Origin of the sequence: Stenotrophomonas sp. TD3, assembly GCF_001939825.1 — a bacterium.
Lineage (GTDB): Bacteria > Pseudomonadota > Gammaproteobacteria > Xanthomonadales > Xanthomonadaceae > Stenotrophomonas.
This window is the reverse complement of the sequence record NZ_MOYM01000001.1, coordinates 2,673,832-2,698,851: the sequence shown is the minus strand read 5'-3', so window position 1 is coordinate 2,698,851 and position 25,020 is coordinate 2,673,832. Positions and strand designations below refer to the sequence as shown.

22 protein-coding genes are annotated in these 25,020 nt (G+C 68.3%); 13 read left to right on the top strand and 9 right to left on the bottom strand.

The window, feature by feature from the left end:
• Positions 1-316 precede the first annotated feature (316 nt).
• The 6 genes from BKE09_RS12480 to BKE09_RS12455 all read left to right on the top strand — a co-directional run bounded on the left by BKE09_RS12480 (position 317) and on the right by BKE09_RS12455 (position 7,719).
• Positions 317-1,471, top strand: a complete 1,155-nt coding sequence (locus BKE09_RS12480) for an SIS domain-containing protein (RefSeq protein ID WP_075675929.1) — start codon at positions 317-319, stop codon at positions 1,469-1,471.
• Positions 1,464-2,402, top strand: coding sequence for an ROK family protein (locus tag BKE09_RS12475; RefSeq protein ID WP_075675928.1), 939 nt, complete (start codon positions 1,464-1,466; stop codon positions 2,400-2,402). The genes BKE09_RS12480 and BKE09_RS12475 overlap by 8 nt, the downstream gene beginning before the upstream one ends.
• Before the next feature lie 16 nt (positions 2,403-2,418).
• On the top strand, positions 2,419-3,753 hold the full coding sequence (locus BKE09_RS12470; protein ID WP_075675927.1) for a D-tagatose-bisphosphate aldolase, class II, non-catalytic subunit: 1,335 nt from the start codon (positions 2,419-2,421) through the stop codon (positions 3,751-3,753).
• A 33-nt stretch (positions 3,754-3,786) separates the two neighbouring features.
• Positions 3,787-4,563: a DeoR family transcriptional regulator gene (locus BKE09_RS12465; protein ID WP_071227660.1), complete on the top strand. Its 777-nt coding sequence runs from the start codon at positions 3,787-3,789 to the stop codon at positions 4,561-4,563.
• Positions 4,560-5,675, top strand: coding sequence for an N-acetylglucosamine-6-phosphate deacetylase (gene nagA, locus BKE09_RS12460; protein WP_075675926.1), 1,116 nt, complete (start codon positions 4,560-4,562; stop codon positions 5,673-5,675). The genes BKE09_RS12465 and nagA overlap by 4 nt, the downstream gene beginning before the upstream one ends.
• A gap of 241 nt (positions 5,676-5,916) precedes the next feature.
• The gene (locus tag BKE09_RS12455; RefSeq protein ID WP_075675925.1) at positions 5,917-7,719 is read left to right on the top strand and encodes an MFS transporter; all 1,803 of its coding nucleotides are present in this window, start codon (positions 5,917-5,919) and stop codon (positions 7,717-7,719) included.
• Between the two features lie 51 nt (positions 7,720-7,770).
• Here BKE09_RS12455 and BKE09_RS12450 read toward each other — a convergent pair whose 3' ends face one another.
• The 7 genes from BKE09_RS12450 to BKE09_RS12420 form a co-directional block, all read right to left on the bottom strand.
• Positions 7,771-8,241 carry a hypothetical protein gene (locus BKE09_RS12450; protein ID WP_075675924.1) on the bottom strand — a complete coding sequence of 157 codons (471 nt, stop codon included), beginning with the start codon at positions 8,239-8,241 and terminating at the stop codon, positions 7,771-7,773.
• The gene (locus BKE09_RS12445; protein WP_049400854.1) at positions 8,238-8,789 is read right to left on the bottom strand and encodes an HdeD family acid-resistance protein; all 552 of its coding nucleotides are present in this window, start codon (positions 8,787-8,789) and stop codon (positions 8,238-8,240) included. The genes BKE09_RS12450 and BKE09_RS12445 overlap by 4 nt, the downstream gene beginning before the upstream one ends.
• Positions 8,790-8,847: 58 nt before the next feature.
• On the bottom strand, positions 8,848-9,537 hold the full coding sequence (locus BKE09_RS12440; RefSeq protein ID WP_075675923.1) for a ComF family protein: 690 nt from the start codon (positions 9,535-9,537) through the stop codon (positions 8,848-8,850).
• Positions 9,538-9,626: 89 nt separating this feature from the next.
• The gene (locus BKE09_RS12435) at positions 9,627-10,895 is read right to left on the bottom strand and encodes a major royal jelly family protein (protein WP_240502904.1); all 1,269 of its coding nucleotides are present in this window, start codon (positions 10,893-10,895) and stop codon (positions 9,627-9,629) included.
• 175 nt (positions 10,896-11,070) lie between these two features.
• Positions 11,071-12,735, bottom strand: coding sequence for a S41 family peptidase (locus BKE09_RS12430; protein ID WP_139319644.1), 1,665 nt, complete (start codon positions 12,733-12,735; stop codon positions 11,071-11,073).
• 157 nt (positions 12,736-12,892) lie between these two features.
• Entirely contained in the window at positions 12,893-14,236 is a 1,344-nt protein-coding gene (locus BKE09_RS12425) for a chloride channel protein (RefSeq protein WP_075675922.1), read from the bottom strand.
• Positions 14,237-14,451: 215 nt separating this feature from the next.
• Complete coding sequence (locus BKE09_RS12420; protein WP_075675921.1) at positions 14,452-15,021, bottom strand: DUF3658 domain-containing protein; 570 nt, start codon at positions 15,019-15,021, stop codon at positions 14,452-14,454.
• 159 nt (positions 15,022-15,180) lie between these two features.
• On the opposite strand from BKE09_RS12420, the gene bioB reads away from it, so the two are divergent.
• From bioB to bioC, 5 genes are all read left to right on the top strand, one after another.
• The gene (bioB, locus tag BKE09_RS12415; protein ID WP_075675920.1) at positions 15,181-16,224 is read left to right on the top strand and encodes a biotin synthase BioB; all 1,044 of its coding nucleotides are present in this window, start codon (positions 15,181-15,183) and stop codon (positions 16,222-16,224) included.
• Between the two features lie 67 nt (positions 16,225-16,291).
• Positions 16,292-17,515, top strand: coding sequence for an 8-amino-7-oxononanoate synthase (gene bioF, locus BKE09_RS12410; RefSeq protein ID WP_075675919.1), 1,224 nt, complete (start codon positions 16,292-16,294; stop codon positions 17,513-17,515).
• A gap of 18 nt (positions 17,516-17,533) precedes the next feature.
• Positions 17,534-18,313 carry a pimeloyl-ACP methyl ester esterase BioH gene (bioH, locus tag BKE09_RS12405; protein ID WP_075675918.1) on the top strand — a complete coding sequence of 260 codons (780 nt, stop codon included), beginning with the start codon at positions 17,534-17,536 and terminating at the stop codon, positions 18,311-18,313.
• Between the two features lie 29 nt (positions 18,314-18,342).
• The gene (locus BKE09_RS12400) at positions 18,343-19,122 is read left to right on the top strand and encodes an SDR family oxidoreductase (RefSeq protein ID WP_075675917.1); all 780 of its coding nucleotides are present in this window, start codon (positions 18,343-18,345) and stop codon (positions 19,120-19,122) included.
• Positions 19,123-19,134: 12 nt separating this feature from the next.
• Positions 19,135-20,019: a malonyl-ACP O-methyltransferase BioC gene (bioC, locus tag BKE09_RS12395; protein ID WP_049444172.1), complete on the top strand. Its 885-nt coding sequence runs from the start codon at positions 19,135-19,137 to the stop codon at positions 20,017-20,019.
• Positions 20,020-20,166: 147 nt separating this feature from the next.
• Here the strand turns inward: bioC and BKE09_RS12390 are convergent, their stop codons facing one another.
• A complete protein-coding gene (locus BKE09_RS12390; RefSeq protein ID WP_075675916.1) occupies positions 20,167-20,799 on the bottom strand; it encodes a YdcF family protein in 633 nt (210 codons plus the stop codon).
• Positions 20,796-21,758, bottom strand: coding sequence for a pyridoxal-phosphate dependent enzyme (locus tag BKE09_RS12385; protein ID WP_075675915.1), 963 nt, complete (start codon positions 21,756-21,758; stop codon positions 20,796-20,798). The genes BKE09_RS12390 and BKE09_RS12385 overlap by 4 nt, the downstream gene beginning before the upstream one ends.
• A 160-nt stretch (positions 21,759-21,918) precedes the next feature.
• On the opposite strand from BKE09_RS12385, the gene BKE09_RS12380 reads away from it, so the two are divergent.
• Positions 21,919-22,410: a hypothetical protein gene (locus BKE09_RS12380; protein ID WP_049444178.1), complete on the top strand. Its 492-nt coding sequence runs from the start codon at positions 21,919-21,921 to the stop codon at positions 22,408-22,410.
• 534 nt (positions 22,411-22,944) lie between these two features.
• Entirely contained in the window at positions 22,945-24,834 is a 1,890-nt protein-coding gene (gene mnmG, locus BKE09_RS12370) for a tRNA uridine-5-carboxymethylaminomethyl(34) synthesis enzyme MnmG (protein WP_075675914.1), read from the top strand.
• Positions 24,835-25,020 lie beyond the last annotated feature (186 nt).

Here is a 25,020-nt window from a genome sequence, read left to right as displayed (position 1 = left end):
TCCCAACCCGTTCACCGGGCGTTTCGAAAGCGGTTGGGCCGACTCTAGGGCAGCGATTCGAAAGATGTCAACAAATTGAAAGGAAAAAGGAAGATATATTCCATTGAAACGAAAGTTGTTGCGCCGCAATACTTTGTGTAAGCGCTTGCAGGTGCCTGTTAAGCGTTGTGCGATACGGCATTTCGTCGGTCCTTTCGTTTTCCCGGGCACCCCGCGACGCGGAAAGTCACTCACCCATTTTCTTTCTTTTTACTTTCGATGTTTGACATTTCGAAAGAAAACACTGATGGTGCGCTGGCCCAACTGGAACCTCCGAATGGACGTCACCCTGCTTTCCGATGTGTCCGCCTGGCAGCGCCTTGGCGGAGCCGATACCGCTACCGAAATCGCCCAGCAGCCTGCGCTGTGGGAAGCCCTCGCACAGGACCTGTCGCGTGCCCGCGACCGCCTGCAGGCCTTCCTCGGCGACAGCCTCAATGATCCCAACCAGCGCGTGCTGTTCACCGGCGCCGGCAGCTCCGGCTTCATCGCCGAAATGGTGGCCGACGCGATCAACGCGCAGTGGCCAGCTGATGTACGCGTGGTGCACACCACCAGCCTGCTGACCCACCCGGCGCTGTACCTGCAGCGCGACCGCCCGACCCTGCTGGTCTCGTTTGGCCGCAGCGGCTCCAGCCCGGAGAGCGTGGCGGCAGTCGACCGCGTGCGCAGCGACGTGGATGACGCGCGCTTCCTCGACATCACCTGCAATGCCGATGGCGAACTGGCCCGTCGTGGCGCAGGCCGTGCCGATACCTGCACCCTGCTGATGCCGTCGGCCAGCTGCGACCGCGCCTTCGCCATGACCAGCAGCCTGACCTGCATGCTGCTGGCCGCGCTGACCGTGTTCGATCGTTCGCCGTGGGATGCGCGCGTGGCGCGCCTGAAGCAGATCGCCGCGCTGGCCCGCGAAGGCCAGGCGCAGTGGGATGCACCGGTGGCGGCGCTGGCGCAACGCCCGTTCAATCGCGTGATCTACCTCGGCAGCGGCCCGCTGGAAGCGCTGGCACGCGAGTGCGCGCTGAAGGTGCTGGAGCTGACCGCCGGCCGCGTGCTGGCGCTGGCCAACACCCCGCTGGGCTTCCGCCATGGCCCGAAATCGACGCTGGACGGCAACACCCTGGTGGTGGTGCTGCGCAGCGTGCAGCCGCTGGCGCGCCGCTACGAACAGGACCTGCTGGAAGAACTGCGCCGCGACGGCGTGGCCGGCCAGGTGCTGGCGATCGGCCCGCATTCGGACATCGGTGCCGACGACGAATACACCCTCATCGTGCCGGCACTGGACGATCCGTGGCTGGCACCGGTGTGGCTGGGCTTTGCGCAGCTGTTCGCGCTGCAGCGCTCGGCCGCGCTCGGCCTGACCCCGGACAACCCGTTCCCGGACGGCACCGTCAACCGCGTCGTCAAGGGCGTCACCATCCACCATGGCTGAGCTGATCGCCCACGCCTGCTACGGCATCGACATCGGCGGCACCAAGATCGAGCTGGTGGCGTGCGATGCGGCGATGCAGGTCACCTGGCGCCGCCGGGTGGCCACGCCGCAGGGCGACTACGACGGTTTCCTGCAGGCGGTGGTAGCGCTGGTGGCCGAGGCAGACGCTGCACTTGGCCGCAGTGATGCGGCCATCGGCATCGCCCTGCCCGGTGTGCGCGACCGCCGCAGTGGCCGCCAGCTGAGCGCGAATGTGCCGGCGTTGACCGGCCACAGCGTGGCGGCCGACCTGCAGGCGCGCCTGCAGCGCCCACTGCATTTCGGCAACGACCTGCAGTGCTTTGCCCTTTCCGAAGCGCACGGCGGCGCCGCCGATGGCTACCCCAGCATGTTCGGCGCCATCCTCGGCACGGGTGCGGGTGGTGGCTTCTGCCTGCACGGCCGCCTGCTGTCCGGCTTCAACGGCCTGGCCGGCGAATGGGGCCACTGGAGCGTGCCCGGCCACCTGCTGCAACGCCACGGCCTGCCGCTGATCGACTGCGCCTGCGGCCTGCAGGGCTGCGTGGAGCGCTATGTGTCCGGCAGTGGCGTGGCGATGATCGAACGCCACCTCGGTGGCAGCGCCGCCGACGCCAGCGCGGTGATCGCCCTGGTCGAAGCCGGTGATGCGCGCGCGCGCAAGGCGCTGGACATCCATCGCGACCTGCTCGGCCACAGCCTGGCCGCGCTGGTGCTGGCGCTGGACCCGCACGTGATCGTGCTCGGCGGCGGTCTTTCGCAGTACGCACCGCTGTACGAGCACCTGCCCGCCGCCATCGCCGCCCATCTGTTCAAGGGCGTGCAGGTGCCACCGATCGTGCCGCCACGCTTCGGCGATGCCGGCGGCGCACGTGGTGCTGCCCTGCTCGCCTGCCAACCCTCGTTTTCCTGATGTCCGGAGCCTGACCATGTCCCCGTTGCAGACCCTGCTTGCCTCCCACCGCGCTGGTGCCAACGTCGGCCTGTACAGCGTCTGCTGCAGCAACGAGCAGGTGCTGCGCGCGGCCATGCACGTGGCGCTGGCGCATGGCACCGTGCTGCTGGTCGAGGCCACCTCCAACCAGGTCGACCAGTTCGGCGGCTACACCGGCATGACCCCGCCGCAGTACCGCGACTACGTCGGCACCCTGGCCGACGAAGAAGGCTTCCCGCGCGAACGGCTGATCCTGGGTGGCGACCACCTCGGCCCGAATGCCTGGCAGAAGCGCCCGGCGGCCGAAGCGATGACCCACGCGCGCGTGCTTATCGAAGCCTACGTCGCCGCCGGTTTCCACAAGATCCACCTGGATTGCAGCATGTCCTGCGCCGATGACCCGGTGCCGCTGCCCGACGCCATCGTCGCCGCGCGTTCGGCCGAGCTGGCCGAGATTGCCGAGCGCACCGCCGCCGAACACGGCCTGCCGCCGCCGGTCTACGTGATCGGTACCGAAGTGCCGATTCCCGGTGGCGAAGCCTCGCTGGCCGAAGGCCTGCAGGTGACCACGCCGGTCGCCGCCGCGCAGACTCTGGCCATCCACCAGCAGGCGTTCGACACGCCGCAGCTGCGCGATGCGTGGCAGCGCGTGATCGCGATGGTGGTGCAGCCGGGCGTGGACTTCGACCACAGCAGCGTGCACGAATACGACCCGGCCGCCGCCAGCACGCTGGCCGGCTTCCTCGAACAGCAGCCGCGCATCGTGTTCGAAGCGCATTCCACCGACTACCAGCGCGAAAGTGGCCTGCACGCGCTGGTACGCGACCACTTCGCCATCCTGAAGGTCGGCCCGGCCGCCACCTTCGCCTATCGCGAGGCGCTGTTCGCGCTGGCCGCGATCGAGTCCGAGCTGCTGCCAGCCGCGCAGTGCTCGCGCCTGCCGCAGGTGCTGGACGAGGTGATGGTGGCGCAGCCGAAGTACTGGCAGCCCTACTACCAGGGCGATGAGGCCGCGCTGCGCCTGCTGCGCAGTTATTCCTTCAGCGACCGCTGCCGCTACTACTGGGGCGAGCCGGCGCTGGTGCAGGCGGTGCAGACCCTGTTCGACAACCTGGAGCAGCACGCGCCGCCGCTGGTACTGCTCAGCCAATACCTGCCGGAGCAGTACCGCGCCGTGCGCGAAGGCCGCCTGGCCAACACCCCCACCGCACTGGTGCAGCACCGCATCGGCCTGTGCCTGGGCGAGTACGCCCGCGCCTGCAGCGCCAACCAGGCCGGAGCCCGCGTGCAGAGCGCAGGTTCGGCTGCCGGCGTTGCTGTGAACGGCTAATCTCTACCTTTTCCCGCGAAACCGAGAATGGCCATGCGCAACACCCGCTCCCGCCGGCAACAGATCCTGCAGCTGCTGATCGAGCACGGCTCGGTGCAGGTGGCCGATCTGGTCGAGCGCTTCGGCGTGTCGGCGGTGACCATCCGTGCCGATCTGACCCACTTCGAGTCGCAGGGCCTGGCCACCCGTACCCACGGTGGTGCCACGCTCGTTCGTACGCCGCCGCAGGAACAGGACATCCACGAAAAGGACGCGCTGAACCTGCCGCTGAAGGAATCGATCGGTGCGCGCGCCGCGCGCCTGGTGCAGCCCGGCGACAACATCATCATCGACTCCGGCTCGACCACGATGACCCTGGCCCGCCACCTGCGCGCGCATCGCGACGTGACGGTGATGACCAACGGCCTGAACATCGCCTGGGAACTGGCCAATGCCGCGGGCATCACCGTGCTGCTGACCGGTGGCCTGCTGCGCCAGCAGTCGCTGTCGCTGCAGGGCAGCCAGGCCGAGGCCAGCCTCAATTCGTACAGCTTCGACACCCTGTTCCTGGGCGTGGACGGCCTGGACCTGCAGTTCGGCCTGACCACCCACGACGAGGCCGAAGCCCGCCTCAACCACCGCATGGTCGAGCGCGCGCGCCGCATCGTGGTGCTGACCGATGCCTCCAAGTTCGGCCGCGTCAGCCTGCACCGCATCGCCCTGCTGGATCAGATCCACGCCATCATCACCGACGCCGGCATCGACGATGCAACCCGCGAAGGGCTGCAGCGGCTGGGCATCGAAGTGATCATCGCCGAGCCCACCGCATGACCGACACCCGCACCCTGCATGGCCGCATCCTCACCCCGCTGGGTTGGCGGCGTGGTCACGTCCACTTCGATTCGCAGGTGCGCCAGCTGCAGGTGGATGACCACAGCGGCGCTGACGACCTGCAGCTGCCGGTGATCCTGCCCGGCTTCATCGACCTGCATGTGCACGGCGCGGCCGGCGTGGACCTGATGCAGGGCGGCGACGTGGCACGCACCATCGCCCGCACCCATCTGCGCTTCGGTACCACCACGCTGCTGGCGACCACCATGACCGCCGGGCTGGACGAGATCGAGCACGCGCTGCAGGGTGTGGCCGCCACCATGGCGGCGCCCGATGCCGACGCCGCCTGCATTGCCGGCGTGCATCTGGAAGGCCCGTTCATCAGCCCGCAGCGCCTGGGCGCGCAGCCCAACCGCACCATCGAGGCGACGCTGGCGCTGGTGCAACAGCTGCATGCGCTGGCACCGATCCGGGTGATGACGCTGGCCCCGGAAATCGGCGAGCACACCGCGCTGATACCTGCGCTTTCGGCGATGGGCATCCGCGTGCAGCTTGGCCACAGCGCTGGCACCTACGAGGAAGGCGTGGCCGCGCTGCAGGCGGGTGCATCTGGCTTCACCCATCTGTTCAATGGCATGACCGGCGTCGATCACTATCGCCCGGGCATCGCGGCGGCAGCACTGGCGCATGCGCAGTACGCCGAGATCATTCCCGACCTGCAGCACATCCATCCCGGCGTGATCCGCCTGGCCGCGCGTGCGATTCCGCGCCTGTACGCAGTAACCGATGCCACCGCCGCCACCGGCATGCCCGACGGCGAGTACGCGCTGGGCGAGCAGCGCGTGCACAAGTGCGGCGGCTGCGTGCGACTGGCCACGGGTTCGCTGGCCGGCAGCGCACTGACCATGGACCAGGCGCTGCGCAACCTGGTGCGCGTCGGCCTGGAGCTGGCCGACGCCTCGCAGCGCGTTTCCACTTTCCCGGCCGACTACCTGGGCCTGGGCGATCGCGGTCGCATCGCGCCCGACGCCCGCGCCGACCTGGTGGTGCTGGACGCCGAACTGCGCCTGCAGCAGGTGGTGGTCGGCGGGCGGGTAGTCGATCTGAACTGAGCCACGCATTTCCGTAGAGCCGAAGGCAATGGCAGGAGCCATTGCCAACGTCGCTTGCGACGGCCCGGAGGGTGCCGATCAGGACGATCGGCATAGCCATGCTCGGCTGCTCCTCGTACCGACATCAATGACGTCCGTGCCGCGCTTCGCACGGCAAGCCGAGCATGGCTCGGCTCTACAGGAAGCACGCAAGCGCAATGCCTCAGCCACGCACCATCCCCGTTATTCCAGGAATACGCCGATGACCGCAGCCGCCGCACCTGCCGTACCCGCTTCCACCGCCCCGCGCTGGCCCGTACGCTACCTGCTCTTCATCGGCGGCCTCGGTGGCCTGCTGTACGGCATCGACATCGGCATCATCGCCGGCGCCCTGCCCTACCTGGAGGCAACGGCCAGCCACGCCTGGCAGCTCAGCAGCCAGCAGCTCGGCTTCGTCGTCGCGGCAGTGCTGCTGGGCAGTGTGTTGTCCTCGCTGTTCGCCGGCATGGTCGCCGACCTGATCGGCCGCCGCGGCGCGATGCTGCTGGCCGGCCTGCTGTTCACCGCGTCGATTCCGATCATGGCGCTGGCCTCGGGCTACACGCCGCTGCTGCTCGGCCGGCTGCTGCAGGGCATCAGTGGCGGCCTGATCGGCGTGGTGATTCCGCTGTACCTGGCCGAAGTGCTCAGCCCGGAGCGACGCGGGCGCGGCGCAGCGATGTTCCAGCTGCTGCTGACCGTCGGCCTGGTGCTGGCGGCGCTGATCGGCCTGTACCAGGCCCATGCAGTGGATGCCGCCGCCGAAGCCGTGCGCTCACTGCCGGTCGCGCAGCAGGCGCAGGAGCTGTTTGCGGTGAAGGACCACGCCTGGCGCACCATCTTCTGGACGTGCCTGGCGCCGGGCCTGCTGTTCTGCGCCGGCATCTTCTGGCTGTCCGAGTCACCGCGCTGGCTGGTGCGGCGCGGCCGCATCGATGACGCGCGCCGCAGCCTGCAGCGCGTGCTGCCGGCTGCGGAGGTGGAACCCACGCTTGCACAGATCCAGGCACCGGAATCGCGCAGCAGCAGCGGCAAGCGCGACCCGCTGCTCAGCCGCCGCTACGTGGTGCCGTTCCTGCTCGCCTGCGTGGTGCTGGCCTGCACCCAGGCCACTGGCATCAACTCGGTGCTGGCCTACGCAGTGAACATCCTCAACCAGGCGGGCCTGTCCGGCGCGGTGGCCAATGGCGCTGACGTGGCGATCAAGCTGCTCAATGCGGTGATGACCGTGGTCGCGCTGCTGCTGGTCGACCGCAAGGGTCGCAAGTTCCTGCTGATGCTCGGCAGCGGCGGCATCTGCGTGGCCCTGCTGGCCGCCGCCACGCTGTTCTTCCAGGCCGAGCGTGGCCGCGCCGACGTGCAGCCGCAGCTGCAGGCCGCAGTAAGCGGCGACAGCCTGCAGTTGGCACTAGACGACGCGCAGTGGCAGCGCCTGGGCGGTGGCATCGACAGCGAAGGCCGGCCGATGCAGCTGACCGTGTCGTATGCCTACGGTGACTTCACCAATGTGCGCGCCCTGCGCAGCGACAACCTGATTGATCGCGAACTGCGCATCGAGCGCGCTGGCACCGTGCAGCCCGACAGCGTGATTGGTGCGTTCTTCCGCAAACTTCATCTGAACCCGTTCGCCGACCCGGCCAGTGCCGGCCAGGCGCCATTGCGCATCGAACAGGCCCGCATCGGGCCGGTGCCGCCACCGGCACACGGCTGGGCCGTGGCCGCCTGCATCCTGGTGTTCGTCGCGTTCTTCGCGGTCGGCCCCGGTGTGTGCGTGTGGCTGGCACTATCGGAACTGATGCCGAACCGCATCCGCTCCAACGGCATGAGCATCGCGCTGCTGATCAACCAGTTCGTGTCGACCACCATCGCCGCGATCTTCCTGCCCACGGTGGGCCACTACGGCTACGCCAGCATGTTCGTGTTCTGGGCGGCGTGCACGTTCGTGTTCTTCCTGGTGGCCGCATTCTGGCTGCCGGAGACCAAGGGCAAGTCGCTGGAAGAGATCGAAGCCCGGTTCGCCCGGTAGCGGTCGACCTCGGTCGACCTCCGCGCGTAGCGCGGGTTCATGGCGCGCCCGTCATTCGCCAGTGATGTGCTTCGCCAATGCCTGCGCCTCGGCAACGCTGGACAGCCCGCTCAGCATCATCGATTCGCCGAACGGTCCCTGCACCGTCGCCACCATCAGCACGCGGCCATCCACGCTGATCGCCGCACGCTGGCCGACCAGCGCTGCCGTGCCATCGTGGATGCGCTGGTGCGCTTCCGGCCGATAGCGGATCTGCAGGCCGGGCTGCTTGGCCTCGTCCAGTACATAGCGCACATCGGCAATGTCCGCACTGCCGGCAATCGGCGGCTCGCGCAGGGCCAGCGTTTCGCCCTGCCACTGCACCGATGTGCCCTTGCCGTCCGCATCGACCGCGCTCAGGCGCACATCCACGCCAGCGCGCGGCGCATGCTCCTTGCCTGCCAGCACACCGGGCGCGGCACCCGGCATGCATCCGGCCAGCACCAGCGCTGCACCCAGCAGGAGCGGAAGCGCGCCCTTCACTTCAGCTTCCGCAGCTTGAACGCCACCAGCACCTGCAGCAGCCCATACAGCAGGCTGCCGATGCCGATCCACAGCGTGGTCACCGCCACGCCCGCATATGGGTTGGCCGCGAACAGCAGGCCCAGCACCACCGCCAGCACGCCACTGAGGATCAGCAGCCACTCGCCCTGGATCTGCTTGCGCACGCGGATCGCGAACACGATGCGATAGATGCCGGCCACCAGCAGCCACGCCGCCAGGAACAACACCAGCACGCTGGCGGTGGCCAGCGGATTGATCACCGCCAGGATGCCGAAGCCCAACGAAGCGATGGCATACAGCGCCAGCCAGCCGCGCGAGGCACCACTGCCCCCGCTGACCAGTGCGAACAGGCTGATGACACCTTCAACAATGGCCATCACGCCCAGCGTCCAGGCCAATGCCATGGCCGCCGACAAGGGCCAGCCGATGGCGATGATGCCGAAGCCGAGAGCGACCAGGCCATACAGCAGAAGAATCCACCAACTACGGCCAACTGCCGACAACAGGGGAGACAAGGGGGAATTCATGGCCACTCCTTCAGTCCAGTACCGGCCTCATCCTAGCTCCCGGTGATGAAGAGAGCGATCACGGCACGCGCGCACAGACCCACACGCGCACTTCTTCTGCACCTGCGCAGCGCAGTGTTTCGGCGATTTCCACCACCGTGCTGCCGGTGGTCATCACGTCGTCGACCACGGTCAGACGCGTGGGCACCGGCCCATCGACATCGAACGCATCGAACAGGTTCTCCCTGCGCTGCTCGGCCGTGCGTTCGGACTGCGGTGCGGTATGCCGGCGCCGGTACAGCCCGTGCCAGACCGGCAACGGCAGCAGCCGGCACAGCTCGGCAGCCTGGTTGTAGCCGCGCTGGCGCAGGCGGCGGCGATGCAGCGGCACCGGCACCAGCAGCGGGCAGGGCCAGGGCGGTGGTGCCCGCTGCATCAGCTGCGCCAGCAGGCGACCGGCCGCCAGGTCCTGATGGAACTTGTAGCGCACCAGCAGCTGGTCGACCGGCGGCAGGTACAGCAGGCTGGCATGGGTAGCCGTCTGCGGTGGTGCTTCCTCGCGGCAGCTGCCGCAGACGATCAGGGCCGCATCCGGCAACGGCAGTGCACAGCGCAGGCAGGCGCGTCCGGACCAGGGCAATCCGGCCAGGCAGGCACGGCACAGGTCAAGGCCGTCATGGCCCGGGTCGCCACAGACCAGGCAACGCAGTGGCAGCAGCAGGCGAAGCATGGCCTGCAGGGTGTGGGCGGCGCGCGGGAAGGCAGGCATGCGTTGCAGCGTGAGCACCCCGATGGCGTGATGCCATCGGCGGTATTCGCAGTGACCCGTAGGGACATCCATCGCCCTGCCGGATCACATCACCGCGTCGGGGCCGGCGCGGCATCCACCCGGGTGCGATACACCATGTAGGGCGCCTGCCGGCGATCAACGCCGCCATTGAATCCGGCCTGCCGGTGCAGCTGGTTGGCGGTGAAGTACAGATAGCCGTCCGGCCCCATCGACAACGTATCCGGCCACAGGATGCGAGGGTCATGCACCACGGTCGTCCAGCGTCCCTCCGCATCGCGGGCATGGATGGCGTTGTGCTCGTAGTCGCTGGCGTACAGCCGGCCGTTGGCGTCCATTTCCATGCCATCGGAGGCGCCCTTGTCGCCGAGGTCGACCACGGCTGCCGCCAGTGCCGCTTCACTCACCTTGGGGTCGCGCAGCAAGGCGGTCGGCACGCTGTACAGATGACGGCTGGACAGCGGGGTGTAGAACAGCGTGCTGCCATCGGGCGACAACGCAATGCCATCGGCAGCCACGGTGAATGGCTGTGTCGAACCATCCGCATTGCGCAGCCGCATCTGCTGTCCTTCCACGATCGGTACGAAGGTCGGATCGGCCGACGTGGACACATGCCCGATCAGGCGCTTGGAGGCGCTACCGGTAGCGAGATCGATCACGATGATGCCGCCGATGCCGCTCAGCGACGAGTCGGTCACGTAGGCGACGCCCTCGCGGCCGACCCGGAAGTCGAAGCGCACATCGTTGACATAGGTACGCGCGTCGATGACGTTGGCCGGAAACACCAGCGTCCTGGCCACGGTATTGGTGGCCAGATCGATCGCCACCAGCTTGGCGCCACCAGCCTGCGGCGCGGAGAATCCGGGGGCTGCGGTGTCCAGCACCCACAGCCGGCCCTGGCCATCGGCCACCACGCTCTGCACGCTGATGAAGTGGGCCGACGGGTCAGCGCCGTCCTTGCGGTTGATGCGTACGTCCGGATAGGGCACGGCATGGCCATCGCGCCACTCGGCCACGCTGTAGGCCAGCTCATCGCCCCAGCGTGGGAAGTTGACGAAGATCCGCCCGGTCTCGGACACCGCCACGCTGGTGGGCATGGCGCCATCGAAACGCGCCACCGGCTCGATGACGCCGATGCTGCGCTCGCTGGGCAGCAGCGGCGTACCGGCTATCGCCAGCGCGGGAGAACTGGCCAGGGCCAGGACGGCAGCCGCCAGGCTGCGGATACGGCAGTTGATCATGTTGCTCTCGATGCGGGTCCGGGTGCAGCCCCGGTGTCGACGCATCTTCAGCGGCACGCCCGGCGTCGGGTAGACGGCGCAGGCGGAAATCAGCTTCACTTCGGCAGTGAAGATGGAGCACTGATTGATCTCATTGATCGCGCTAATGCCTGCCGTCTATCGACATCCCCAGAACGCAGGGTTGCCACGCAGATCGGCGTCCGCGCATCGCCCTGCCCCATCCGGACCAGAGGGGCAGCTTGTGGTCAGGGCAGTGCCTGCCGGCGCGGAACGGTCATTGCGCATCCGCTCTGGCCAGGCGCACCGCGGCATCAAGCACGGTATCGCGGCCATTGCGATAGTCAGCGACGGTCGGATGCACCTCCGCCTGCGGCGCGATTCCCACCCCGACGAATGCCTTTCCATCAGGATAGGTGTCGCGCTTGGTGCAGATGAGAGCAACCATGCCGCCCGGCAGATCGAACATCATCGGGGACCCCGTGCTGCCGCCCGTCAGCTCTCCTACGATTCGCCCCCTGCGCATCGCATCGAAGGCGACGACAAAGTCTTCTGCAGCCGAATAGGTGCGTGCACTGGTCAGTACCAGCACAGGCTTGGCGTAATGACGCTTGCCATCGTGGGGCCACTCGCCCGCCCCGGCGTTGAAATCAGGCGTGCTGATGCTCCAGGCACGCAGCGCCGGCCGGTAATCAGGCGTTCGCCACGCGGACGTCTGGAACGGTCGATCGGTAAGCAGCGACAGGATGCGATAGCCTACGTTGCTGTTGCCGCCGCCGTTGTCGCGCAGGTCGAAGACGATCGCCTCCGCGCGCGAAATCCGGGCGAAGGCCGCTTCGAACTGGTCGGCTGCGGTGTTGTCGGAGAACGAGCGCAACGTCACCAGGGCCACGTTGCCGGGCAGCAGCTTCCACTCGAAGGCCGGCGGTTCCTGCCTGGCCGCCTTGTACTCCTTGGCCGGCATGCGCCCGACCTTCACGACATGCGCTTTCCCGCGGGGGTCGCTGAAACCAATGCTCAAGGGCCGGTCGAGAGGTCCCTGCAACAGGGAGCGCTCATACATCTGGGAATGCAGATCCTGCGGGGTGGATGCAGACGTATACGGCCGGAGTTCGCGCTCCGCGTAGACGGACACAGGTTCACCATCGATCGTCAGCAGCTCCCATCCGCGGCTGATACCTGCGGCACGCAGCGCCGGATCGAAGACATCGCGGACGAACACCCGCCCTTCCACATAGGCGGTGCTCAGCCCGGGACGTGCCTGGAAACGATCCCGGATGGAGGCCGACCTCAGCACCAGCGTGCTGTGCCCGTCCTGCAGCCGCGCGAGGAATGCCTGCAGTTCCCGATAGTAGGCATAGGTGTCAGGTGCAGCGCGTACCCGCGGCAACGTCTCCAGATACAACGCATCCCAATCCAGGTCTGGCACCCGATCGAAATTGGCGAAGCTGAACTTTGCTTCGGACCACAGCCGCGACAGTCCGGCAACGCGTTGGTCTTCACTGAGGGAATCGCTGTAGGCTGCGGCGAAGCCCGGACTGTTCCAGATCCTGTCGCTGCGCTTCTGCTGTGCAGCGATGTCGGCCAGCAGTGCGTCCAGACGCGGGTCACCCTGCAGCGACGCGAGGCTGGGATCGTGGCGGATGCGATCGGCCTGCATGACACCCGCCTTGACCGCGCGCCCCAGGAAATCCAGGGCCTGCTCCCGGTCTCCCGCCATCGCCGCAGCGCTGGCACCAGCGTAGAGCACCTCTTGTTCAAAGATGCCGGCGTTGTCGTCCAGAGCACCTGCAACCCGGTGATAGAGGTCGGCGCTCGCACGATAGTCGCCGACCTGATGGGCAAGCTGTGCGCGTGCAACCTGTTCCTTTGCAGACTCGCCGGCCACTGCCTGGCCTGTGGCTGCAAACGCAAAGAGGGACAACAGCAGCATCTTTCTCATCTGCAGGTTTCCAGGTAGGGGAAGCGTGGACGAACACTGTCGCCTTGATCTTCACCGCCACCACCCTGGTTTGGAATGGCACCTGAGCTGATGAGCTTCAGGCACTTCCTTTCCATTGCAGAACCGGCTAACAAAAGCCGGGCGTGCAGCGCCCGCATCACTGTCGGGCAGCAGACTCCGAGCCACCGGCATCGTCGACGACCTTCGGTGCCATCAGCAGCTCCGCCAGACCACGATAGATCGGCACCCGGCAGACCAGCCCGGACACGCCACGCGCGATCAGCACCGTGGCCAGGATCGGCAGCAGCAGATCACCACTGTCGGTCAGCTCCAGCGAGATCACCGCCGACGTCAGCGGGGCCTGGGTAACGCCGGTCAGGTAAGCACACATGCCCAGCAGCACGAACGCACGTGGGTCCACGCCCGGCATGAGCACCGCCAGGTTGTGGCCCAGTCCCGCGCCGACCGCCAGCGCCGGCGAGAACAGGCCGCCGGGAATGCCGGCCACGTACGATGCGAGGTTGGCCAGCAGCTTCATCAACCCGAACTCGTGGCCGACCATCGCCTGTCCCTGCACCAGGCTGCGCGCCTGTTCGTAGCCGGTGCCGAATGCACCTTCACCGAAGACCAGGGCGAGCAGTACCACCACCAGACCGCAGCCTGCGGCCAACAGAACCGGATGCCGCTGCCGCAGTTGCCCGAGCCAACGTGGGCGGCCCGCCGCACTGGCCAGCACCGCGCGCGCGAACAATCCACCCAGCAATCCGGCCACTGCGCCGCACAGCAGGATCGCCAGCCAGCCCTGTCCCAGCGGCAGCCGCGCACTCACATGACCGAAGTAGGTGTAGTTGCCGAGCAGGCCGAGCGACACCACGCCGCCGACAATCACCGCGGTCAGCAGGGTGCCGGAGAACCGATGCTCGAAACGGCCGCTGAGCTCCTCGATGGCGAAGACGATACCGGCCAACGGCGTGTTGAAGGCCGCGGCAATGCCGGCGGCACCCCCGGCCAGCAGGAAATGCGAGAGCTCGCGTGGATCCTTGAAACCGAACCAGCGGCCAAACAGGTACATCAGACTGGCGCCCACATGCACGGTGGGACCCTCGCGCCCGACCGACGCGCCACCGAGCAGCGACAACGACGTCAGCAGCAGCTTGCCGGCTGAGACCGCAGGCGAAAGATTGGCCTTCCGGAATGGCTCATCGGGCTTGTCCAACGCAGCGATGACCTGCGGAATGCCGCTGCCCCGCGTGGGCTTCAGCACGCCGGAAGTGAGCCACGCCAGCAGCGCAAAGATGCCAGGCGTGAGCAGCAGGGCCCACCACGGCGAGTGCGCGGTGATGCGCTGGAACAGATGGAAGGCCGCGTCACTGGCCTTGGCGAACAGGATGGCCACCAGCGCCACGGCCACGGCGCCGCCCCAGAGCGCGGCACGGCGACGCCAGGCCTCGCTGAGAACCAGCGCGGTGATGCGGCCGCGGAGGCGATGGAGATCGGTCATGCAGGGCAGTGTGGACGCAGCGGGAGCAGGTGGACAGCGGCCACTGTGGCTGAAGGCCTTGCAGGATGCGGTGAAATGCCCGGAAACGGGCCGTCCCGACAGCCTGCCCCATGCGCACACCGCTGGACGCGCAGGCGCTCCCGCCACCGGCGCTTTCCCACCCCGCGCATGCTGGACTGCTGCCGCAGCTACTCCATCATCGGTCGCATCAGCGGTCAGGGCTGGTGCGGGATGCGCACTTCGCAATAGCGCATGCGCGTCAGGTCGCCCTGCGCTTCCAGTACACCGCGCGCGACCAGTTCGCGCACGCGCTGGGCGTAGAAGACATCGGCAATGCCGGGGCGTCGTTGCGGGTCCAACGACATCGCATTCCCCACGATGTACGCGATTTTTCGGAACTGCCCATCGCAGTGGGAAAGCAGTTGCGCATCGATCCAGGCGATGTCCTTATCGGTCAGCGCGGCGATGTTCTGTCGCTGCTGCTCGGTCAGGTGGGCATCGCTGTCGGGCTCCTCCTCGGTGTCGCGCAGGCAGCCATTGATGGCCAGCAGGCGAACCAGCACGTACAGGCCGAACGCCTGCAACTCCTCGTCCGGCAGCGTCGACGGATCGAGCTGCCCCGCCGCGTAGTCCTTGAAGGTCACGAAGATGCGGTTCTGCCAGTGCCCGGGTTCACCCGTCTGGCGCAGATCATCCATCACGACGCGCAGGCCGCCGTCAGGCAGTTCGGCCAGGCTGCACAGCACCGCATCGCGGCGGATCGGGTAGGGCTGGTAGCTGTCCATGGCTCATGCTCGCGAGTCCGTATGCAGCAATGAACTTACACCGTAGCGCGCATTTCTGGCGGTCGATTTCTGTAAACTACACCAGAATATTTAAGTTGACAGGCCTCGCCAGCCCACCCACACTGCCGCCCTCGCTCCACTCGTACCCAAGGTCCCGCCATGGCTGCTGCCATCCGCCACGACTGGCAACACGACGAACTGCAGGCGCTGTTCGATCTGCCGTTCCCCGAGCTGCTGTTCCGCGCCGCAGCGGTCCATCGCGAGCATTTCGACCCATCGCAGGTGCAGGTCTCCACGCTGCTGTCGGTGAAGACCGGCGGCTGCCCGGAAGACTGCGCGTACTGCCCGCAGGCGCAGCGCTACAACACCGGGGTGAACGCGCAGAAGCTGATGGAGACCGATGCAGTGCTGGCCAAGGCACGCCAGGCCAAGGCCGCCGGTGCCTCGCGCTTCTGCATGGGTGCCGCGTGGCGTTCGCCGAAGGACCGCGACATCCCGAAGGTGGCGGCGATGATCGCCGGGGTGAAGGCGCTTGGCCTGGAGACCTGCGCCACGCTGGGCATGCTCAGCGGCGAGCAGGCGCGTGCGCTGAAGGACGCCGGGCTGGACTACTACAACCACAACCTCGACACCGCGCCGGACTACTACGATTCGATCATCCACACGCGCCAGTACCAGGACCGCCTGGACACGCTGGAGCACGTGCGCGATGCCGGCCTGAAGACCTGCTGCGGCGGCATCGTCGGCATGGGCGAGACGCGCGCGCAGCGCGTCGGCCTGCTGCTGGCGCTGGCCACACTGCCGGCACATCCCGATTCGGTGCCGATCAACAAGCTGGTGCAGGTGGCGGGTACGCCGCTGCACGGCAGCGCCGAGCTGGACCCGTTCGAGTTCGTGCGCATGATCGCGGTGGCACGCATCGCCATGCCACGCTCGATGGTGCGGCTGTCGGCCGGGCGCGAGGCGATGAGCGACGAACTGCAGGCGCTGTGCTTCCTGGCCGGTGCCAACTCGATCTTCTACGGCGACAAGCTGCTGACCACCGGCAACCCGGAGAGCGAGCGCGACCTGGCCCTGTTCGCTCGGCTGGGGCTGCAGCCGTTGGCGGTGCAGGTGGATGCCGAGGGCCACGACCACGGCGGTACCGTGCACGCCGATATCAGCGCCGATGCGCCGGCCTGTGGCTGCGCTCACGCAGCCTGAGACGGGCCGCAAGCAGGCGCCGCGGCAACGCGCTACCCTAGCCGCCCCGTCGCCGCATTCAGCCGCCATGGCCCGCCCCGACCTGACCGCCCGCCTCCACGCCCAACGCGCCCTGCGCGATGCCCAAGGCCGTCGCCGCACGCGGCGCACGGTCACCCGTCGTGACGGCGTCCGCCTGGAAGTGGACGGCCAGTGGCTGACCGGCTTCTGCAGCAACGATTACCTGGGCCTGGCCCAGCAGTTCAGCGTGGTCAACGCACTGCAGGATGCGGCCGCGCGCGAAGGCACCGGCGCGGGTGCCTCGCATCTGGTCTGCGGCCACCACGCCCTGCATGAGGCGCTGGAGCGCGAAGTGGCCGAGTGGCTGGGCTACCCGCGCGCGCTGCTGTTCGGCAGTGGCTTCGCCGCCAACCTGGCCGTGCAGCAGGCGCTGCTGAGCGAAGAGAACGATGTGTGCGTGCAGGACAAGCTCAACCACGCCAGCCTGCTCGATGCGACGCGGCTGGCCGGTGCGCGCCTGCGCCGTTATCCGCACCTTGATGCCGAAGGTGCGATGCGCCAGCTCAAGCACGCGCCCGATGGCGCGGCGATGCTGGCCACCGATGGTGTCTTCAGCATGGATGGCGACATCGCACCGCTGCGTGCATTGTCGCTTGTGGCACGCCTGCAGCAGGCGCTGTTCTATGTGGACGATGCGCATGGCGTGGGCGTGGTGGGCGATGGCCGTGGCGCGGTCGCGGCTGCCGGACTGGGCGTGGACGATGTGCCGCTGCAGCTGGTCACGCTGGGCAAGGCACTGGGCGGTTCCGGCGCGCTGGTGCTGGGCCGCGACGACCTGGTCGAGCACCTGGCCGAAACCGCGCGCCCCTACATCTACACCACCGCGATGCCGCCGCCGCTGGCCGCCGCAGCACTGGAAGCGGTGCGCCTGGCACGCCGTGACAACTGGCGGCGTTCGAAACTGACCGACCTGATCGCGCTGTTCCGCGGCGAAGCCCGCCGCCATGGCCTGGACCTGATGGCCTCGGAAACACCGATCCAGCCGCTGCTGTGTGGCGACGACCACCGCGCCGTGGCGATGTCCAAGGCATTGGAACAGGCCGGTTGGCTGGTCGGCGCGATCCGCCCGCCCACGGTTCCCGAAGGCAAGGCGCGCCTGCGCGTCACCCTGTCCGCGTTGCACACCCCCGAGCAGGTGCGAGGCCTGGTCGAGGCCATTGCCAGCGCGCGCGATCGCGTCGACCTCGCCGCGCGTGAGGCCGCGCCACCGCCGCTGCCTGTCTTTGCCTGAGCCTGTTGCCGTTTTCCCATGCATATCGACGTCACCGGCCAGGGGCCGGACCTGGTACTGATCCATGGCTGGGCCCTGCAGGGCGGTGTGTTCGCGCCGTTGGTGCAACGCCTGGCCGATCGCTTCACCCTGCATCTGGTTGATCTGCCGGGCCATGGCCACAGCCGCGAGGACAGCACGCCGCTGCGCCTGCCGTTCGTGGTCAACGCCATCGCCGCGGCCACGCCGCCGGCGGTGTGGTGCGGCTGGTCGCTGGGCGGCCTGTTTGCGCTGCACGCCGCTGCAACGCTGCCGAAGGTGCGCGGGCTGGCAATGATCGCGGCCACGCCGCGCTTCGTGCGTGGCGAAGACTGGCCGCATGCGGTGGAACCGGCGGTGTTCGAACAGTTCGGGCGCGAGCTGGCCAGCGATTTCGGCGGCACGCTGGAACGCTTCCTGGCGCTGGACGTGATGGGCTCGGCACACGCCCGCGAGGAGCTGCGCACGCTGCGCCAGCGCCTGGTCGAGCGCGGTGCACCCACCGAACGCGCCCTGCTGGAAGGCCTGCGCCTGCTGGAAGGCACCGACCTGCGCGGCGCACTGCCGACACTGGGCAAACCCAGCCTGTGGATCGCCGGCCAGCGTGACCGGCTGGTGTCGCCGACGGCGATGCAGGCCGCTGCGGCACTGGCCCCGGGCGGGCAGGCGCTGACCATCGCCCACGGCGGCCATGCGCCCTTCCTCGGCCATGCCGACGAGGTCGCCGCGGCCCTGCAACACTTCGTTGCCGGCCTGTCACCGGCCGATGGCGGACAATGAGCGCCTTCCTCATTCCGCGGGATTGACGCATGGATCTGGGTATCAACGGCCGCTGGGCACTGGTCTGCGGCGCAAGCAAGGGGTTGGGCCTGGGTTGCGCGCGGGCACTGGTGCGCGAGGGTGTCAACGTGGTGATCGTGGCCCGGGGCGAAGCCGCCCTGCAGGCCGCCGCTGAAGAGCTGCGTGCCCTGCCCGGCGCCGCCAAAGTCCGCATGGTCGCCGCCGATGTCACCACCGAGGCCGGTCGCTCCGTAGCGCTGGCCGCGTGCCCGCAGGTGGACATCCTGGTCACCAACGCCGGTGGCCCGCCGCCGGGTGATTTCCGCAGCTTCGAGCGCGACGACTGGATCGCCGCACTGGACGCCAACATGCTGGCGCCGATCGCGCTGATCCGCGCCACCGTGGACGCGATGATCGCGTGCGGCTTCGGCCGCATCGTCAACATCACGTCCTCGGCAGTGAAAGCCCCGATCGACATCCTGGCGCTGTCCAACGGCGCGCGCAGTGGCCTGACCGGCTTCGTCGCCGGGCTGTCGCGCCGCACCGTGGCGCACAACGTCACCATCAACAACCTGCTGCCCGGCCAGTTCGACACCGACCGCCTGCGCGCCAACTTCGCCCACTCTGCGGGCAAGGACGGCGATGCTGCGGAAGTGGCCGAGCGCCGCCGCCAGCAGATTCCCGCCGGCCGCTTCGGCACGCCGGATGAATTCGGCGCCGCCTGCGCCTTCCTGTGCAGCGCACAGGCCGGTTACCTCACCGGGCAGAACCTGCTGATCGACGGCGGCGCCTACCCCGGTACGTTCTAAGAGACTTTCGCAATGCCGTCCCACTTCGATGCCCGCCATGTCCGCCGCGCGTTCGCCCGCGCCGCCAACAGCTATGACGCCGCCGCCGCCCTGCAGCGCGAGGTGCAGGCGCGGCTGATCGAATCGCTGGACTACCTGGAGGCACGCAAGCCCGAAGTGGTGCTGGACATCGGTGCCGGCACCGGCCACGCCAGCGCGCTGATGAAGAAGCGCTGGCCGAAGGCGCAGGTGATCGCGCTGGACGTGGCGCTGCCGATGCTGGACCAGGCCAAGCGCCAGGCGGGCTGGTGGAAGCCGTTCCAGCGCCTGTGCGGCGACGCCGCCGCGCTGCCGCTGGCCGACAACAGCGTGGACGTGATCTTCAGCAACTTGTGCCTGCAGTGGGTGGACGACCTGCCGGCGGTATTTGCCGGGTTTCGCCGCGTGCTCAAGCCCGGTGGCCTGCTGCTGTGCTCTACTTTCGGCCCGGACACGCTGGTCGAACTCAACGAAGCCTTCGCGGCCGCCGATGACCGCCCGCACGTGAGCCGCTTCGCGCAGATCGCCCAGTTCGGCGATGCGCTGATGATGGCCGGCTTCCGCGACCCGGTGCTGGACCGCGATCTGTTCACCCTGACCTACGACGACCTGCCCTCGCTGATGCGCGAGCTGCGCGCGATGGGCGCGACCAACGCGCGGGTGGACCGACGCCACACGCTGACCGGGCGTGGTCGTTTCGCCGCTGCGGCAGCGGCGTATGAACCGATGCGCCGTGCCGACGGCAAGCTGCCCAGCAGCTGGGAAGTGATCTATGCCCACGCCTGGGCACCGGACCCGGGCGCACCGATCCGCGAAGGCGGGCACGACGTGGCCTCGGTGCCGGTGTCGGCGATTCCGATCCGGCGCAAGCAGACCTGATCACGCGACCGCGCACCTGCTTCTGGTAGGTGCCAACCTTGGTTGGCCTCTACCGATCATCCGGTAGTGCCGGCCGCTGGCCGGCAGATGTCCACCATGGAATCATGAGGTTGCCGGCCAGCGGCCGGCACTACCGACTGCAACCAATCAGGTATTGGCCGGCGAACTCAGCGGCGGGCGCACCAGGTCGCGGTGGAAGAAATAGATTTCCTGCACCAGGAAGCGCCAACTGGTGTGAAAGCTGCGGAAGCGCGTGCTGGGCGTGGACGAGGCCAGCGCATCGATGCCCAGCGCCTTGCTCAGGCGCAGCGCGCGCGCCATGTGCAACGGGTCGCTGACGATGATCACCCGGTGCAGGTCGCGCTGGTCCATCAGCCGCTTGGCTTCGACCAGGTTCTGCACGGTGTTGCGCGAGGCGGACTCGATCAGGATCGCATCGTCCGGCACGCCATGCTTGAGCGCATAACGCCGCGCCACCTGCGATTCGGAAAAGCGCGCGCCGGTGCCGCCATAGCCGCCGGTGAAGATCAGCAATGGCGCGTACTGGGCCTCATAGAGATCCAGGCCATGGCGGATGCGTTCTTCGAACACCGGCGACGGCTTGGCGTCATAGGCCGCCGCGCCGAGCACGATGATGGCGTCGGCCTTGGCCGCCTGGTCGCGCTCACCCACCCAGACGATCCAGGCGGTCACCCCCAGCAGCCAGATCACCAGCAGCACGAACAGCCGCCACAGCCAGCCCAGCAGGCCGGTGCGATGCCGGTGCCGGTCGCGGCTCAAGGCGCCCCCCAGCGCAGGGCGGGCAGGTCGACATTGCCACCGGACAGCACCAGGCCCACGCGCAGGCCGGCGAACCGCTGCGGCTGTGCCAGCACCGCGGCCAGCACGGTGGCCGAGGACGGCTCGACCACCTGCTTGAGCACCTCCCACAGCAGGCGCATCGCAGCCGTGGTGGCGTCGTCGTCGACCACGATCACCTCGGCGCCGGCCGCGCGCAGCAGCGCGAAGTTGGGGGCGCCGATCAGGGTACGCAGGCCATCGCAGATCGTGTCCGGGGTGAACGCCCCCTGGCGCTCGCCTGCGGCCAGCGAGCGTGCGGTGTCATCGGCACCGGCCGGTTCGGCCAGCACCAGCCGGGTCTGCGGGCTGGCGAGCTGCAGGGCCAGCGCGGTACCGCTGGCCAGGCCACCGCCGCCCACCGGCACCACCAGCACATCGAACGGGCCGTCGCTGTGCAGCAGTTCCAGCGCCGCGGTGCCCTGTCCGGCCATCACCGCCGGGTCCGCATACGGATGAACCAGGGTCGCGCCGGTATCGGCCTGCACCTTGGCGCAGGTGGCCTCACGGTCGGCGATGGTCGGCGGGCAGCGCCAGAGGGTGGCACCGTGACGGGCGATGTTGGCCAGCTTGGCCGCCACCGCACCTTCGGGCACCACCACGTGACAGGGGATGCCACGGGTGCGCGCGGCCAGGGCCAGGGCAGCGCCGTGGTTGCCGGAGGAATGGGTGACCACGCCGGCACGGGCGCGATCGGCATCCAGCGACCACACCGCGTTGCAGGCACCACGGAACTTGAATGCGCCGCCGCGCTGCAGGTGTTCGGCCTTGAACGCCAGCTGCGCGCCGGCCAGCGCATCAAGCGTGCGCGAGCGCAGCACCGGGGTCACGCTGGCGTGCGGCGCGATCCGCGCAGCGGCAGCCAGGACATCGTCGGCACGGGGCAACAGTGAATCGCTCATGACGCAAGATTAACGTATGGCTCCACGCTGGCGACCCCGGCACAGGTCATGCCAGCATGAGGGCCTTCACCTCCATTCATCCTGGCCAGTGAAGTTAAGGGCCGATTCAACGCCTGCGCACGAAGCTGACTGCACAACCCGTCCTCTGGGGGGACCCACCATGAAAACGCGCCTGATGCTTGCCGGTGGCCTGTTGCTGGCCCTGACCGGCTGCACCACCTACGACTACGTCGGCGGTGGCCGCAGCGGCAGCTACTACCACGGTGCGCCGTCGGTGGAGTACCGCTACCCGGCCGGCTATCCCTACAACTACGGCTACCCGTACTACGGCGGCTATGGCGGCTACTACGGCGGCTATGGCAATCCGTACTACTCGCGCCCGGTCTACCGCCCGCCGCACAACCACCGCCCGCCGCCGCGCCCGCCCGGCAATGGTGGCGAGAACCGTCCGCCGCCGCCGTCGCGGCCGTCGTACAACGGCGGTTCGCCGTGGCGGAACATGGACTCGATGCGTCGCCCGCCGCAGTCGAACATCCAGCCGTCGGCGCCTCCGCCGCAGGCCCGTCCGGCCCCGGCGCCCAGTGCGCCAAGGATGAACGGTTCCCCCTGGCGCAACATGGATCGTGGGACGCAGCGCACAGTTGAGCGCTGAACCGTCTTGCATTTCACACGGTCCAAGCCGCACTCTACGGGACCAGTGACGGCCCGCGTCACAAAGTGACAAAAACGACACGGGCCGCCGCAAATAGCTCTACGTCGATATCCGACAGGAACATCTGGATCCCCCCTGTTCCGGCCCTGTCGGATGTCGGCACCTCTGAAGGCAGACGGCCCCGCAATGCGGGGCCGTTTGTTTTCGGCGAGAGCCCCAGCGTCAGTAGATCCACGCCATGCGTGGATGGGGCCTTCCCGACAGCCCAAAAAAACAGGGCCGGACAGTCCCCCGACTGCCGGCCCTCTGCTCCCCCACCGTGCGCCTGTACCGGCCCCTGTTCCAATTCCGGTCACGGGCGCCTACGGCGCCAGCCACGGTGGGTGCTATTGGGTTATCTGCAAAAATCCTGCCAACTTTAGGGCTGATTTCGACGCCGGCCGGCCGGCACCGACGTCCCGGCCCCGAATGGCGCTAAAATCGCCACCCCGGCGCCACCCCCGGTCCGCGCCCGCCCCCAGCTGAACAGCCCCCATGAACCCGTCCTTCCATCGTTACGACGTCATCGTCATCGGCGGTGGCCACGCCGGCACCGAAGCCGCGCTGGCCGCGGCCCGCACCGGCGTGCGCACCCTGCTGCTGACCCACAACATCGAGACGGTGGGCGCGATGAGCTGCAACCCGGCCATCGGCGGCATCGGCAAGGGCCACCTGGTCAAGGAAATCGACGCCCTCGGCGGTGCAATGGCGCATGCCGCCGACCGCGCCGGTATCCAGTGGCGCACGCTCAACGCCTCCAAAGGCCCGGCCGTGCGCGCCACCCGCTGCCAGGCCGACCGCAACCTGTACCGCATGGCGATCCGCGCCATCGTCGAAGGCCAGGCCAACCTGACCGTATTCCAGGCTGCCGTGGACGACCTGGTCATCGAAGGCGACGCCGTGCGCGGGGTGATCACCCAGACCGGCCTGCGCTTCGACGCCGAGGCCGTGGTGCTGACCGCCGGCACCTTCCTGGCCGGCAAGATCCATGTCGGCCCGACCCAGTACGCCGCCGGCCGCATGGGCGACCCGCCGGCCACCACGCTGGCCGCGCGCCTGCGTGAGCGCCCGTTCCAGGTGGACCGCCTGAAGACCGGCACGCCGCCGCGCATCGACGGTCGCTCGCTGGACTACAGCGTGATGGACGAGCAGCCCGGCGATTCGCCGCGCCCGGTGATGTCCTTCCTCGGCTCCGTGGACGAGCATCCGCAGCAGGTCAGCTGCTGGATCACCCACACCACCGAACAGACCCACCAGATCATCCGCGACGCGCTGCACCGCTCGCCGCTGTACAGCGGCCAGATCGAAGGCATCGGCCCGCGCTACTGCCCGTCCATCGAGGACAAGGTGGTGCGGTTTGCCGAGAAGGCCAGCCATCAGATCTTCGTCGAACCCGAAGGCCTGGGCATCGTCGAGATCTACCCCAACGGCATCTCCACCTCGCTGCCGTTCGACGTGCAGCTGGAGATGGTGCGCAGCATCCGCGGCTTCGAGAACGCGCACATCACCCGCCCCGGCTACGCGATCGAGTACGACTTCTTCGATCCGCGCGGGTTGAAGGCCTCGCTGGAAACCAAGCTGGTCAACGGCCTGTTCTTCGCCGGCCAGATCAACGGCACCACCGGCTATGAAGAAGCCGCCGCGCAGGGCCTGCTGGCCGGCCTCAACGCCGCACGCCAGGTGCGTGGGCTGGACGGCTGGTGCCCGCGTCGCGACGAGGCCTACCTGGGCGTGCTGGTGGATGACCTGATCACCCACGGCACCAACGAGCCATACCGCATGTTCACCAGCCGCGCCGAGTACCGCCTGCAGCTGCGCGAGGACAATGCCGACCAGCGCCTGACCCCCGCCGGCCGCGAGATGGGCCTGGTGGATGACCGCCGCTGGAACGCGTTCGAGACCAAGCAGGCCGCCGTCGCCGCCGAGCGCGCGCGCCTGGGCGCACTGTGGGCAACCCCAGCCAACGCGCTGGGCCGCGAAGTGCAGGACACGCTGGGCGTGGCGGTCAGCCGCGAAACCAACGTGCTGGACCTGATCAAACGCCCCGAGCTGGATTACGCGCAGCTGATGCAGGTGCCGTCGCTGGGCCCGGCCGTGGCCGACGGCAAGGTGGCCGAGCAGGTGGAGATCGGCGTGAAGTACGCCGGCTACCTGGACCGCCAGCGCGAGGAGATCGAGCGCCAGCAGCGGCATGAAGCCACGCCGATCGCTGAAGCCTTCGATTACGCGACGGTGCGCGGGCTGTCGGCCGAAGCGCTGCAGAAGCTGGAGCGCGTGCGCCCGCAGACCATCGGCCAGGCGCAGCGCATCCCGGGCATGACCCCGGCAGCGATCTCGCTGCTGCTGGTGCACCTGGAGCGTGCACGCCGCGGCCGCGTGGCGTAACGCGGTCGAACCTGCTTCTGGTGGGTGCCGACCTTGGTCGGCACGCATTTTCATATCGCGATGCTGCATGCATTCGTGCCGACCAAGGTCGGCACCTACCAGAGCGGATCGCGTGCAGCAATGCAGTAGATCCACGCCATGCGTGGATGAACAACACAGCGCCGGTCAAGGTCGGCATCTACCGGA